The sequence below is a fragment of the Stappia sp. genome (assembly GCF_048261845.1).
In the GTDB taxonomy this organism is placed as follows: domain Bacteria; phylum Pseudomonadota; class Alphaproteobacteria; order Rhizobiales; family Stappiaceae; genus Stappia.
Window position 1 is genome coordinate 16,824 of record NZ_JBLXFR010000050.1, and the last position, 13,874, is coordinate 30,697.

Here is a 13,874-nt window from a genome sequence, read left to right on the forward strand (position 1 = left end):
CGAGAGCCGCGCTGGCACCACGCGTCAAGGAGCGGTCAGGCAGGCGGCGTGGCAAAGGAGGCGGAAGCACGTCCCTCGCGTTCCCGTTCGGCCTCCAGTTCGGCGATCTTCAGGTCGATGACGGCGCGGTCGAGCATGCCCGACACGTTGTCGGACGTCGGCAGGGTTTCCGCCACATGCAGGTAGCGCTCGCCCGCGACCGCGAGCAGCCGGCGCAACTCGGCGAGCGGATCGGGATGATCGTCGGCGCGGATGTCTATCCACGGATAGGCTTCGCCGCGCACGATCCTGAGTGCGGCCGACTGCCGGCCCCGCTTGTCGCCGCCGGCGGCCTCGCCGGCATCCATCGCCAAAAGCAATCGCCTGGCGAAATCCGCAACCGGATGCGCCTGGTAGGCGGCAAGCGTCGCCTCGAGAACCTCGGGTCCGGCAAGCATGTTGCCGGCGACGGAGACGCCTTCGGCAACGAGATGTCCGGCCCAGCCGATGCACTTCTCGCCGGTGAAAGCCGCGCTCCTGCCGGCCGCGTCCATCACGTGGAGCTGGCGCGAATGGGAGCCCGCATCGCGTGCCGTCATCGCGGCGACCACGTCCTCCGCCGAGGCACCCGCCTGCAGCATTTTCATCCCGTCGACGCCGTAGAGCGGCGAGATGAAGGCCTGACTGGCAATCGCCCCGACGCCGCCGGCCATGTAGGGGACCACGGCGCCGACGGCGAAGAAGCGGCTCGCGACGGCGATGCCGAAATGACCCGTCGCCGGGTCACGGGCGACGATGGAGTATGTCATCTGCCTCCCCTCCTGTTCAGCGCCCGGCCGCGTAGGCCTGCATCAGGCGCGGCGTCGCCGCCGCGCGCATGAGGCCGTTCTCGTCGCGCCGCGCCGCCGTCAGCCGGCCGATCGACCATTCCGGGGCAACGTCGAGCGAATGGCCCCGTGCCTTCAGCTCCTCGATCACCGGCGTGCCGAAACTCGCCTCCAGCATGATGTGACCCGGCTGGCGCTGGCGCGGATAGAAGGAGGCCGGGAAGTGGGTGGTGTGGAAGAGCGGCTGGTCGATCGCTTGCTGGAGATTGAGGTCGTGATGGACAAGCCGGAGGAACAGCGACAGCTGCCACTGGTCCTGCTGGTCGCCGCCCGGCGTGCCGAAGGCGAGCGTCGGCCGGCCGTCCTTCAGCGCGATGCTCGGCGTCAGCGTGGTGCGCGGACGCTTGCCCGGCGCCAGCGTCGTCGGCAGCCCCTCCTCCAGCAGGAACATCTGGGCGCGGGAATTGAGGCAGAAGCCGAGCGCGGGAATGACCGGCGAGGACTGCAGCCAGCCGCCCGAGGGCGTTGCCGAGACCATGTTGCCCCAGCGGTCGATGACATCGATATGAACGGTGTCGCCGCGCTTTTCGGACAGATGCGCCATGGTCGGCTCGTAGACCCCGGTCGATGACACCCCGAGCCCATCCACGACCCGCATGACGCGGGCAACCTGATCCTCAAAGCCGGGAACCGTGCCCGGGCGAAGATCGAAGGACGCGGTCTTGCCGATCAGCTTCCGGCGCTCGGCGTTGTATGTGTCCGACAGAAGATGGGGGATCGGCACGTCCGAGAACGCCGGGTCGCCGTAATAGACCTCGCGGTCGGCATAGGCGAGCTTCATCGCCTCGGCGACCAGATGGACGAAGTCGGCTCCGACCGGATCCACGTCGGCGATGCCGGTTCCCTTCAGCAGGGCGAGCGACTGCAACAGCACCGGCCCCTGCCCCCACGGTCCGGTCTTGGCGAGCGTCCAGCCGTGATAGTCGTAGGTGGTCGGCGCTTCGCGGGTGGCGCTGTAGCCGGCAAGGTCGGCCGCGTTCAGCACGCCCTTGTGGCGGGTGCCGCTGCCATCCATCGCTTCGGTCTTCGACACGAAGGCGTCGATCTCCTCGGCAACAAAGCCGCGATAGAAGGCATCGCGCGCCGCCTCGATCTGCGCCTCGCGCCCGGTTTTCACCTCCGCTTCCCGCAGCAAGCGCTCCCAGGTATCGGCCAGCACCGGGTTGCAGAAGAGCTCGTCGGTCGACGGCGCCCGCCCGCCCGGGCACCAGGTGGCGTGCGATGTCGGCCATTCCTTTTCGAAGAAGCCGGCAAGCCCGGCGATGGTCGCCGAGACCCGGGCCAGCATCGGGTGCCCGTTGCGGGCATAGTGGATCGCCGGTTCCAGCACCTCGCGCAGCGGCAGCCGCCCGTGGTCGCGCAGCATCAGCATCCAGCCGTCAAACGCGCCCGGGATCACGGTCGCAAGCAACCCGTCGCCGGGGATCAGCGACAGGCCCTCGCCTCGATAGTGGTCGAGCGTCGCGCCGGCCGGCGTCGGCCCTTGCGCGCAGATCACCTCGACCCGGTCGGAGGCGGCGTCGTACTGGAGGATGGGCAGGTCGCCGCCCGGCCCGTTCAGATGCGGCTCGACCACCTGCAGGACGAAGCCCGTGGCGGCGGCGGCGTCGAAGGCGTTGCCGCCCTTTTCCAGGATGCTCATGCCGACGGCGGTGGCGATCCAGTGGGTCGAGGTGACAACCCCGAACGTGCCCCGGATTTCCGGTCTGGTTGTGAAGCTGGACATCCGATCTCCCTTGGGATGATGGTCTTGTGTTTGTCAGGCGAAACGGCTCAGCCTTCGCGCGGATCGAGCGCGTCGCGAAGCCCGTCTCCGAGCAGGTTGAACCCGAGCACGACGAGGAAGATGGCGGCGCCCGGCCACCACGCCATCCACGGCGCCTGGGTCATGAAATTCTTGGCCACGTTCAGCATCGACCCCCAACTCGGGTTCGGCGGCTGCTGGCCGAGGCCGAGAAAGGAAAGGCTCGCCTCGGCGATGATCGCGGTGGCAACCGTCAGCGTTGCCTGGACCAGCACCGGCGCGAAGACGTTGGGCAGGATGTAGCGCGTCATGATCGCCAGATCCGGCAGGCCGATGGCGCGCGCGCCCTCGACATAGTCCTCGGTCTTGACCGACAGAACCTGTCCGCGCGTCAGCCGGATGAAGATCGGCGTTGCCGACAGGCCGATGGCGATCATCGCGTTGGTGAGGCTCGGCCCCAGAAAGGCGGCGAGCGCTATGGCGAGAATGAGGAACGGCGTCGCCAGCAGGGCGTCCGTGACGCGCGAGATGATCTGGTCGGTCCAGCCGCCGAAATAACCCGACACGAGACCGAAGGGCACGCCAATGAACACCGCGATCAGCACCGAGACGACGCCGGCGAGCAGCGAGGCCTGCGCGCCCCAGATCATCCGCGAGAGGATGTCCCGACCGATCTCGTCGGAGCCGAGCCAGTAGAGCTCCGAGGGTGCCTTGCGCACCGCCGACCAGCTTGTCGCCAGCGGATCGGCGATCGGCAGGACCGGCGCCAGCACGGCGATCGCCACGAAGAAGGCGACCAGCACGAAACCGAACAGGGCGCTCCTGTTGCGCTTCAGTTTCTTCCAGGCACGGCTTTCCATCCGGATGCCGAGCGTGTCGTCGTCGGAAGAGGAGACGGGAACCGGGCTCGTTGCTTGCTCGCTCACAGGGAGGCCCTCATGCGCGGGTTGAGCAGGAAATAGAGGATGTCGGCGATGAGGTTCATCAGGATGAAGCCGGCCGCCGTGCACAGCACCACGCCCTGCACGACCGCGTAGTCGCGGGTAAAGACGGCATCGACGATCAGCTTGCCGAAGCCGGGAATGGTGAAGATCTGCTCGGTCAGCACGGCGCCGGCCAGCAACTCGCCGAACAGCAATGCGCCGAGCGTGACGATCGGCAGGAGCGCGTTGCGGAACGCGTGCTTGATGACGACGACGCGCTCGCCCAGCCCCTTGGCCCGGGCGGTGCGCACATAGTCCGCCTTGAGCACGCCGAGCATGGCCGAACGGGTGTGGCGCATCAATGTCGCGGCAAGCGCCGTGCCGAGCACGAAGGCCGGCATGATCATCGTCTGGAAGGAGCGCACCGGGTCTTCCAGCGGCGAGACGTAACCCGACGCCGGCAGCCAGCCCAGTTGCACCGAAACCAGCAGGATCAGCATGATGCCGAGCCAGAAATTGGGGATCGACAGGCCGGACAGCGCGATGAAATTGGCGATGTAGTCGATGGGCCCGCCCTTCTTCACCGCCGACAGGATGCCGGTCGGAATGCCGATCGCCATGGCGATGGCCATCGCCATCAGGGCCAGCTGAATGGTGACGGGCAGCTTGTCGGCAATCAGCCGCAGCACCGGTTGGTTGGTCCTCAGAGATACCCCGAGGTCTCCCTGCACGAGCCCGCCAAGCCAATAGAAATATTGATGGATCACCGGATCATTGAGCCGGTATTTCTCGCGGATGAAGGCAAGCACCTCCGGATCGCGTTCCTCGCCGGCCAGCACCAATGCGGGGTCTCCCGGCAGCAGCTTCTGCAGGGTGAAGACGAACACCGACACCAGGATGAGCGTCGGGATCGCGATCAGCAGGCGGCGAAGGATGAAGGTCAGCATCACGCATGTCCTGCGAACGGGGAGAAGGGGACCGGACGGCGGGTCATCTGAACGGCACCACGGCCCGGCGCCGGCGACCGAGGAGGCCGAGCGCGCCCTGCCAGCCATTGCCGGCGATACCTGCAAGAACCGAGATCAGCGCCGCCAACGGAGAGCGACCCGGTCGCACCTTGCCCTCGCGCCCCCCGATCGAACCGCCGGGATCGAACACGGAGGAGGGATCGCCGTACTTGTGCTCCTGCACGAAGGGGGCCGGATCCATCTGGTAGATGGTGAGGCTGCGGCTCAGCGGTGAACGCACGGCGAAGAGCATCTCGTCGACGGCATCGCGAAAGGCAGTCGTCGCCGCGAGCAGGCGCCGCGCCGCAACCCGGGTGACGAGATAGGCCGCCGCGCAGTAATGGGACGAATACAGCCTGACCACGTCGTGACCGGCCTCCCGGGCGACGGCGCGCGCGGAAAGTCGCACCGGCTTGAAATCCGTTTCCAGCTTGACGAGGTCGGCATCCCCCGGAACCCAGTCGCCGGAGGCAATCAGGTCGGCGCCTTGCCGCCCGATCACCACGTCATCTTCCAGGACCAGTGCGTATGGCAGGTCTTTCTCGACAATGAGCTTCCACGCCCGGCGGTGGCTGAGGAAACAGCCGACCTCGCCAGGCGTCAACAGGCCCCAGTGTCCGTCGCCCGGCACGCGGCGCGCAAAATCCTCATCCTCCAGCGCCCGCGCATCGACGGCCGGCACCCGCTCGAAGGCGGCGCCGCAATCGCCAAGACGAGCCTGCATGCGCGCAAGGCGGTCCGTGGCGCGGTCGAGATTGATGAGCAGGATCGGAACCGGCGTCGTGGACAAGGGTGAACCGTCGGGATCGGAGGTGGACAGGAAACAGGCCGGGCACAAGCCGGCGGGGCCCGGACGACCCGGGCCCCGCACATCGTGTTACTGCTTGAACTTCACGTTCTGCAGCCGGATCATGCCGTCCGGATAGGCGGTGAAGCCCTCGATCTTGTCATCCAGCGCCCAGATCCAGGTCTGGTGGTAGAGGTAGATGATCGGCAGGTCCTGCGCGAGGATCTTGCGGGCCGCGTCATAGCTTGCCTTGCGGACCGCCGTGTCGTTGCTCGTGCGTGCCTTGTCGAGCAGCGCGTCGACCTCCGGGTTGCAGTATTTGGAATCGTTGATGCCGCCCTTGCAGGTCATGAACTGGTGGATGTTGCCATCCGGGTCGACCCGGCCCGACCAGCCGACCTGGCTCGCCTGGTAGCTGCCGCCCGACTGGTCGGCGAGCAGGCTGGCGAACTCCATCGACTTCAGCTTGACCGAAAATCCGGCTTCCGCGGCCATCGACTGCACCACCTGCATGAGCTGGGTCTGCACCGGATTGTTGGCGACCTGGACCTCGACCTCGTAGGTCTCGTGGCCGGCCTCCTTCATCAGTTCCTTCGCCCTGGCGATGTCGCGCGCAGGGATCGGCGTCTCCTTGTCGTACCAGGGGCTCGTCGGCGGGAACGGCTGGTTGCCCGGCGCGAAGGCGCCCTCGAACACGACCTGGTTGATCGCGTCGCGGTCCAGCGTCAGTTCGAATGCCTGGCGCAGCTTCGCGTCATTGCCGAACGGATTGTCGCCGCGCGCACCGTTGTCGATGTTGATGGTGATGCCCTGGTAGCCAAGGCTCACCGCATCCGCATAGACCAGGCCCGGGTCGGACTTGACCGAAGCCGCATCGGTCGCGGCAAGTCGCTCGAGCATGTCGAGATCGCCGGAGCGCAGGTTGGCGAGCCGCACGGTCGTGTCCGGGATCGGCAGGAAGGTGACCGTGTCGAAATGGATCGCCTCGGCGTTCCAGTATTCGGCGAAACGCGTCAGCACGATACGGTCCTGCTGCACGCGTTCGGTGAAGGAGAACGGGCCCGAGCAGACCGGATTGGAGCCGAAATCAGCCCCGGCAGCAGCGGCCGCCGTCGGCGACACCATCATGCCGGCGCGGTCGGCGAGCTGTGCCAGCAACGTCGCATCCGGATTGGCGAGCGTCATCTTCACCTGATAGGGACCGCTGACCTCGACGCCCTCGATCGACTTGACCTCGGACTTGCGGCGGCTTTCCGGCAGACCCTTGGACCGCTCGATATTGGCCTTCACCGCCTCGGCGTCGAAGGGCGTGCCGTCATGGAAGGTGACGCCCTCGCGCAGATCCATGGTCAGGACCTTGCCGTCCTCCGACCAGGACCATCCGGTGGCCAGTTGCGGCACGATCTCGAGGTCCGGCGTGATGTCCACCAGCTTGTCGCAGAGCGAAGCATAGACGATGCGCCCGACAAAGGTGCGGGACTGGTCCGGATCGAGAACGTCCGGATCCTCCTGGAGGCCGATCCTCAGGTCGGCGGCGGCGGCGGGCAGCGCGACAAGCGCGCTGGCGCTCAAAAGCAGGGCTGCAAGAAGACTGTTGCGCATTCTCATGGCTCCTCTGGTCATTTCGGTGACTCTGTCGGTCTGGATCCGGGACGTTGTTCGTTCAGGCGTTCGCTCCTGTCCCGGTAAAGCGAAAGACGTTTGGCGGCCGCCGCACTCGGCTCCGGCTCGGCAAGCGCGGCCACGCCCTCGCCGGCGACGCGCTGCCAATGGTGACAGGCGACTTGGCGGCCCTCGGCCACCTCGGCGAGCGCCGGGCGTTCCGCCTCGCAGCGCGCATCCGCGAGCGGACAGCGCGTGTGGAAGCGGCATCCCGCGGGCGGCGAAAGCGGCGAGGGCACATCGCCGGAAAGGTTGGCGGCGGCTTTGCGGGCGCGCGGACTGGGGATCGGGATCGCCCGCATCAATGCCCGCGTATAGGGGTGGAACGGCGCATCGTAGAGCACGTCGGTGGCGGCCAGTTCCACGACCTCGCCGAGATACATCACCGCGACCCGGTCGCTCATGTGGCGGATGACGGCAAGGTCATGCGCGATCAGCACCAGGGTCAGGTCGTATTCGCGCTTCAGGTCCTCCAGCAGGTTGATCACCTGCGCCTGGATGGAAACGTCGAGCGCGGAGACGGGCTCGTCGCCGATCAGCACCTTCGGGCCGGACGCCAGCGCCCGGGCGATGCCGATGCGCTGGCGCTGGCCGCCGGAAAACTCGTGCGGATAGCGGCCCGCATATTCGGCCCTGAGCCCGACCCGGGTGAGCAGCCGCGCCACCTCGCCGCGCCGCCACTTCGCATCGCCAAGGCCGTGCACCCGCATCGGCTCCTCGATGATGGCGCCAACGCTCATGCGCGGATTGAGCGAGGAGAAAGGATCCTGGAAGACGAACTGCAGGTCCTTGCGCAGCCGCCGCATCGCCGCCTTCGGCAACGCGGCGATGTCCTGCCCGCCATAGAAGACCTCGCCGGCGCTCGGATCGATCAGCCTGAGCAGCAGCCGGGCGAGCGTCGACTTGCCGCAGCCGCTTTCACCAACGATGGCAAGCGTTTCCCCGCGCCGGACCTTGAGCGAAACCCCGTCGACGGCGCGCACGACTGGCCGCTCGCCGAAAAGCTTCCAGCCGACCGGGAACCGCTTCTCGAGCCCGCGCGCTTCCAGAACGATATCGGCTGCGGCCGGGGCGGCGGGCGACACGATGGAGGGGGCGGCGCTCATGCGGCATCTCCAAAGCTCAGCTCCAGCGGCGCATGCCGGCAGGCGGCGGCGTGGCCGGCCGAGACCTCGCGCAGGGCCGGCACATCCGCCCGGCAGATGTCGTCGGCGAAAGGGCAGCGCGGTGCGAAGCGGCAACCGGGCGGCATGCGGTCCACGGTGGGAACCATGCCCGGGATCGTCGCGAGCCGGCCGCCACGATGACCCAGCGAAGGCACGGAGCTGATCAGGCCGAGCGTGTAGGGATGCTGGGGATCGTCGAAGATCGCCGACACGGAGCCCGCCTCGACGATGCGCCCGGCATACATCACCGCCACCGTGTCGGCGACCTCGGCGACGACGCCAAGGTCATGGGTGATCAACACCAGCGCCGTGCCCGTCTCCTCCTGCAACTCGCGCACCAGGTCGAGGATCTGCGCCTGAATGGTAACGTCGAGCGCGGTGGTCGGCTCGTCCGCGATGAGAAGCTGCGGGTCGTTGGCCAGCGCCATGGCGATCATCACGCGCTGGCGCATGCCGCCCGACATCTGGTGCGGATAATCGTCAAGCCGGCGCTCGGCCGCCGGCACCTTGACCCGCCGCAGCATCTCCAGCGCCCGGGCGCGCGCCTGCGCCCGCGATCCGCCGCGATGGCGGCGCACGATCTCGGCGATCTGGTCTCCGATCGTGTAGACCGGGTTGAGCGAGGTCATCGGCTCCTGGAAGATCATCGCCATGCGGTCGCCGCGCATCGCCGCCATCTCGCGGCGTGACAGCGCGAACAGGTCGCGCCCCTCGAACAGCGCCCGCCCCGACACGATTTCCGCCGGCGGCATCGGCAGGAGCCCCATCAGCGACAGCGCCGTCACGGACTTGCCGCAGCCGCTCTCGCCGACGATGCACAGTGTCTCGCCCGGCGCCACGGAGAAGGACACCCCGTCGACGACATTGGATCGCGCTCCGGCAAAGCGCAGCGCCAGGCTCTCCACCGCAAGAAGCGGCGCGGCCGGCTCGCGGCAACGATCACCCGGCATCGGCATGCCCCTCGACGCTCTGCAACATCAACCGCTCCTGCAGCGACAGAAGGTGCTTGCGCATCACCTGTTCGGCGGCGACGGGATCGCGCCGCTCGATCGCATCGACCAGCTCGCCATGCTGCGAATGATAAAGGCGGCTGGAACTCGGCGTGCGCAGCGCTTCGCGCACATGCCGCCAGTTGTCGTCCTGGCGAACCCGGTCGACCACGTCGAACAGCGCCAGGAACAGCGTGTTGCCCGCCGCCATTGCGACCGCCCGGTGCAGGGAACTGTCCCACAACTCGCGGCTGTCCATGTCGCCGGCCTCGATGACCTTGCCCGCGATCTCGCGCATGCGGGCGATCTCGGCCGCCGTGGCGCGCAGCGCCGCCAGCCTGGCCAGCGCCGGCTCGATGCGCAGACGCACCTCCATCACCTCGAACATGTTGCTCATTTCCGGCAATTGCCGGATGCGGCTCTCGGTGCGGCTGCGGGCAGCGGCAATGAAGGTCCCCGCTCCCTGCCGGCGCCAGATGCGCCCTTCCGCCTCCATCACGTCGAGGGCACGGCGCACCGCGCGGGGGCCGACGCCGATCTCCTCGGCCAGTTCCCGCTCGGGCGGCAACTGCTCGCGCGCCTCGCGCTCCAGCTGGTCGACGATGACCCTGAGCCGCTGCAGCGCCAGGCTGGAATTGCGCTGTGTCTGGTTCTCGTCTGCCAAGGACACCGACCCCGATTGCACCTTTTTATCTATTGGTTCCATTAATGGCGCAGACCGGCGCGACTGACAAGCCTGTTCCGCCCCTCACCTTCCCGATCCTTCCTGAAAGGTAGCGTGTGCCGAAATTTTCGCCGCCCCACCCGCATATATGCAGAAACTTTCGGCAAGAACGGCCTCGACCACCGAAACCAGCCTCAGAACCAATATGAAATTGGTTCATTCCATCGGCCTGCGAGACCCCGGCGCGCGAACGCGAAAAGGGGCGAGGCGTCAGACGCCTCGCCCCTTCGGGGTCCATCAAGGTCTTTACGGAAACGGCGGGGCCGCGGTCGATCCGGTCAACCGGCCCGTACAGGCCGGGTGTTCAGGTCGCGTGTTCACGCGGCAGGAAGACCCAGCAGCTGCCGCGCTTCCGCAACGCTGGCCGGATGCCGGCCGTATTCCGCGCAAAGATCGGCGGTGCGCTGCACCAGCGCGGCGTTGGAAGGAGCAAGCCGCTCCCTGTCGAGACGCACATTGTCCTCAAGTCCGGTCCGGCAATGGCCGCCCAGTTCGAGGCTCCAGCGGTTGAGCTCGATCTGGTTGCGGCCGATGCCCGCTCCCGTCCAGGTCGCCTCCGGCATCAGCCGTTTCAATGTCTCGACATAGAACTCGAACACCTTCCGGTCCGCCGGCATGGCATTCCTGACGCCCATCACGAACTGCACATGGAGCGGCCCTTTCAGCCGGCCGTCCTTGGCCATCGCCGCCGCCTGGAAGACATGCGAGAGGTCGAAGGCCTCGATCTCGGGCTTGACGTTGTAGGCCAGCATCTCCGAAGCCAGCCAGTCGACGAGATCCGGCGGGTTCTCATAGACGCGGGTCGGAAAGTTGTTGGACCCGACAGACAGCGAGGCCATGTCGGGCGCAAGCGGCAGCATTCCGCCGCGCGCCTTGCCCGCGCCCGAGCGGCCACCGGTCGAAAGCTGGATGATCATGCCGGGGCAATGTGCCTTCAGCCCCTCGACGAGGCGGGCAAAACGCTCCGGATCGGACGTCGGCGTGCCGTCCTCCTCGCGCACATGGCAATGGGCAATGGTCGCGCCGGCCTCGAAGGCAGCCTGGGTGCTTTCCACCTGCTCGGAAATGGTGATCGGCACGGCCGGATTGTCGACCTTTTGCGGCACGGAACCGGTGATGGCGACGCAGATGATGCAAGGCTCGGACATGAACGGGCAATCCTCCCTGAAACGCGCCGGCAGGCTCCCGCGTCCGCAAGGACAACGATATCGGGCAGGCCCGACGCGGGGGTCTGGTTAGCAGCTTCGCCGGCGAACGGCAATTGCGGGGGCGGCCGGTGCGCGGATCACACCGCCCCGCGCACCGACGACGGCGGCCGCGATGCGGTCGCCGTCTCGCGCAAGGCAAAGCCGCGCAGCATCAGGGCGGGCAGGTCGCCGACCGGCATCGGGGCACCGAACAGGAACCCCTGTGCAATGCGGCAGCCGGCCTCCGTCAGCAGGTCAACCTGCTGGCGGGTCTCCACCCCCTCGACCGTGACGGAAATGTCGAGCCGTTCGGCCAGTTCCAGGATGGACGTGACGATCGACAGGCTGTGCCGGTCGCTCTCCAGCGACTGCACGAAGCTGCGGTCGATCTTCAGTTCGTCCCAGTCGAAGCTGCGCAGATAGGACAGCGCCGAATAACCGGTCCCGAAGTCGTCGAGCGAGATGGCGACACCAAGCGCCTTCAGTCTCGCCAGCGTGGCGATCGCCCGGGTCGTGTCCTTCATCACGACGCTTTCGGTCACTTCCAGCTTCAGCCGCGAAGCCGGCAGGCGGCTGCGTTTCAGCACCGCCGCGACCGTATCGACGAGATCGTCCCGGGCCAGCTGTGCAACGGAAAGATTGACGGCGACCGGCACATCGTGCGGCAGCGCAACCGCATCGCGGCACGCGGTCTGCAGGATGCGCTCACCGATGCCGATAATGTGGCCGGACGCTTCCGCGATCGGAATGAACTCGCCCGGAGCGATCCAGCCAAGCTGCTTGTGACGCCAGCGGGCAAGCGCCTCGAGGCCGACGACGCGGCCGGTTCCCATGTCCACCTGCGGCTGGTAGTGCGCCGTGATGTCATCATTCTCGAGCGCCGCCTCGATGCCGTCCTCGATCAACCGGCGACGGGTCGCGTCGGCACGCATCGAGCCGTTGTAGAGCTGCACCCGGCCCTTGCCCGCCGCCTTGGCGTGGCTGAGCGCCAGGTCCGCGTTCTGCAGCAGCGAGTTTCCGCTCTCGCCCTCGCGCACCAGCGCAACGCCGATGGTGGCGTTGACGACCACATTGCCCCCGCTCAGCGTGTGCGCCTCGTGCAGCCCCTCGATCAGTTGCCTGGCCCGCACCTGTGCCTCGCGCTCGCCGTCGGTAACCCCGACAAGCACGGTGAACTCGTCCCCCCCCAGCCGCGACACCAGCGCGCCAGCGCCCCAGCCGGCAACGATCCGGCGCAGTCTCTCGGCGACCGACCGCAACAGGTCGTCGCCCGAGGCATGGCCGAGAATGTCGTTCACCGCCTTGAAGCCGTCGAGATCGAGCGCCAGCACCGTCAACCGCCCGCGGTGCCGCATGGCGTCAGCGCCAAGCGCGGCTTCCAGCGCATCGTGAAAGGCTATCCGGTTGGGAAGTTTCGTCAGCGGATCATGCCGCGCGGCGAACTCGAATTCGCGAGCCGCCGCCTCGGCGCTGGATCGGGCTCGCTTCAGGGAACGGGCCTGTATCGACATGAGGACCAGCAGGATGGCGCCAAAGGCGATCAGCAGTTCGACCAGCACGTTCTGCAGCCGCTGGCGCTGGAACAGCACCTGGCGGATTTCCTGGGCTTCGGCCAGATTGCTCATCAAGGCCTCGCCGCCGATGCGGTCGGTCACACGCACCGCTTCGGCCAGCACCCTGTCGATGCGCTCCAGCGCCGCCTTGTCCGGCAGCGCCGCATAATCGCTTTCGACGCCCCGGACCAGTTCGCCGAGATCGTCCAGCGCCGCCTTGCGGGACGGCGCCGACGCGACAAAGGCTCCGAACGCACCTGACGACCACGTATCCACCCGGCCGGCCAGGATATTGTAGAAAAGCCAGGCCTCTTCCGCATCCTCGACCTTGCCGCTGGCCGCGTATCGCGACAGGCGCTGACGTGCCGTGATCGCATCAACCCGTCCGTTCAGTCCGGACATGGCGATGTCGTAGCGCATCGATCTCTCGAAAGCGCTGCTTGTCGTCAGCACAGCTTCCGCATGCACCAGGATGGCGAGCACCAACAGCCCCAGAACGAGGATGCCGACATGTCGGAACCGGTCTCCTATCGACCCGTTCCGTCGCAGGAAGGACGGCCAGCGCATGGGCTCACTTCACGTTGATGCGGCGCAACTGCCAGATTGAACGCGAGTAGTAGAGCTCGTTCTTGAGCTCCGGGAAGCGGTCGAAGGGATAGATGACGAAGAGCGGTCCCTTGTCGCGCACGCCGAGATAGGCGCCATCCGCCTTGAAGGCGAGCAGCGCGTCATAGGTGGTGAAATCCGATCTCGGGATCTCGGCATAGAAATTGTTGAGAGCAACGCCCTCGACCTGGTCGCCGGTCGCGCCGACATACGCCATCAGATCGGCGAGGCGGACCCCCTCGAATGTGACGATCTTGTCGTGCCAGGGCGTCGATGTCGTCACGCTGGTGACGCCAAGCTTCTCGAGGTCGGAAATGGTGAAATCCCGGGACGCCTCGCCTTCGATTCGCCCCTCCACGGTCAGGACGACCGGCCCGCCCGAACGGGCAGGGCCCGCCAGTACAAGCCCAATACCCGCCAGAACTGACAATATTATACACCGGATCAACATGACCACCCTCCGTCGGAGTGCTTATATTTTAAATCGAATGCCCTCAAATCGTTTGAATTGAGGGCGTCGCCATTTCGATTTTCAGAATCATACTGCAAGACGGAGGCAAATTTTTGATTAAATACTTATTCGCGTATTTCTATATTTACTTTTTGTTAATTCATATTCACCTTCAAAAGTGTGAAACAAGCATGCCAAACCCAACGGCC

12 protein-coding genes are annotated in these 13,874 nt (G+C 66.6%); all 12 read right to left on the reverse strand.

The window, feature by feature from the left end:
* Window positions 1-35 precede the first annotated feature (35 nt).
* Window positions 36-788 carry a DUF1028 domain-containing protein gene (locus ACN0T5_RS16845; protein ID WP_417769776.1) on the reverse strand — a complete coding sequence of 251 codons (753 nt, stop codon included), beginning with the start codon at window positions 786-788 and terminating at the stop codon, window positions 36-38.
* Window positions 789-804: 16 nt separating this feature from the next.
* Window positions 805-2,592, reverse strand: a complete 1,788-nt coding sequence (locus tag ACN0T5_RS16850; protein WP_417769777.1) for a gamma-glutamyltransferase family protein — start codon at window positions 2,590-2,592, stop codon at window positions 805-807.
* Window positions 2,593-2,639: 47 nt separating this feature from the next.
* A complete protein-coding gene (locus ACN0T5_RS16855; RefSeq protein WP_417769787.1) occupies window positions 2,640-3,470 on the reverse strand; it encodes an ABC transporter permease in 831 nt (276 codons plus the stop codon).
* Window positions 3,471-3,532: 62 nt separating this feature from the next.
* Window positions 3,533-4,480, reverse strand: a complete 948-nt coding sequence (locus ACN0T5_RS16860) for an ABC transporter permease (RefSeq protein WP_417769778.1) — start codon at window positions 4,478-4,480, stop codon at window positions 3,533-3,535.
* A gap of 43 nt (window positions 4,481-4,523) precedes the next feature.
* On the reverse strand, window positions 4,524-5,330 hold the full coding sequence (locus ACN0T5_RS16865; RefSeq protein ID WP_417769779.1) for a glycosyltransferase family 25 protein: 807 nt from the start codon (window positions 5,328-5,330) through the stop codon (window positions 4,524-4,526).
* An 87-nt stretch (window positions 5,331-5,417) separates the two neighbouring features.
* Complete coding sequence (locus tag ACN0T5_RS16870; RefSeq protein ID WP_417769780.1) at window positions 5,418-6,929, reverse strand: ABC transporter substrate-binding protein; 1,512 nt, start codon at window positions 6,927-6,929, stop codon at window positions 5,418-5,420.
* A gap of 17 nt (window positions 6,930-6,946) precedes the next feature.
* On the reverse strand, window positions 6,947-8,095 hold the full coding sequence (locus ACN0T5_RS16875; protein WP_417769781.1) for an ABC transporter ATP-binding protein: 1,149 nt from the start codon (window positions 8,093-8,095) through the stop codon (window positions 6,947-6,949).
* Entirely contained in the window at window positions 8,092-9,105 is a 1,014-nt protein-coding gene (locus ACN0T5_RS16880; protein WP_417769782.1) for an ABC transporter ATP-binding protein, read from the reverse strand. The genes ACN0T5_RS16875 and ACN0T5_RS16880 overlap by 4 nt, the downstream gene beginning before the upstream one ends.
* Window positions 9,095-9,814 (reverse strand): FadR/GntR family transcriptional regulator, encoded by a 720-nt coding sequence (locus ACN0T5_RS16885; RefSeq protein ID WP_417769783.1) that lies wholly within the window; start codon window positions 9,812-9,814, stop codon window positions 9,095-9,097. The genes ACN0T5_RS16880 and ACN0T5_RS16885 overlap by 11 nt, the downstream gene beginning before the upstream one ends.
* A 371-nt stretch (window positions 9,815-10,185) precedes the next feature.
* Window positions 10,186-11,016 (reverse strand): 3-keto-5-aminohexanoate cleavage protein, encoded by an 831-nt coding sequence (locus ACN0T5_RS16890; RefSeq protein WP_417769784.1) that lies wholly within the window; start codon window positions 11,014-11,016, stop codon window positions 10,186-10,188.
* Window positions 11,017-11,153: 137 nt separating this feature from the next.
* The gene (locus tag ACN0T5_RS16895) at window positions 11,154-13,175 is read right to left on the reverse strand and encodes a putative bifunctional diguanylate cyclase/phosphodiesterase (RefSeq protein WP_417769785.1); all 2,022 of its coding nucleotides are present in this window, start codon (window positions 13,173-13,175) and stop codon (window positions 11,154-11,156) included.
* Window positions 13,176-13,179: 4 nt separating this feature from the next.
* The gene (locus ACN0T5_RS16900) at window positions 13,180-13,665 is read right to left on the reverse strand and encodes an oxidoreductase (RefSeq protein WP_417769786.1); all 486 of its coding nucleotides are present in this window, start codon (window positions 13,663-13,665) and stop codon (window positions 13,180-13,182) included.
* Window positions 13,666-13,874: the final 209 nt, after the last annotated feature.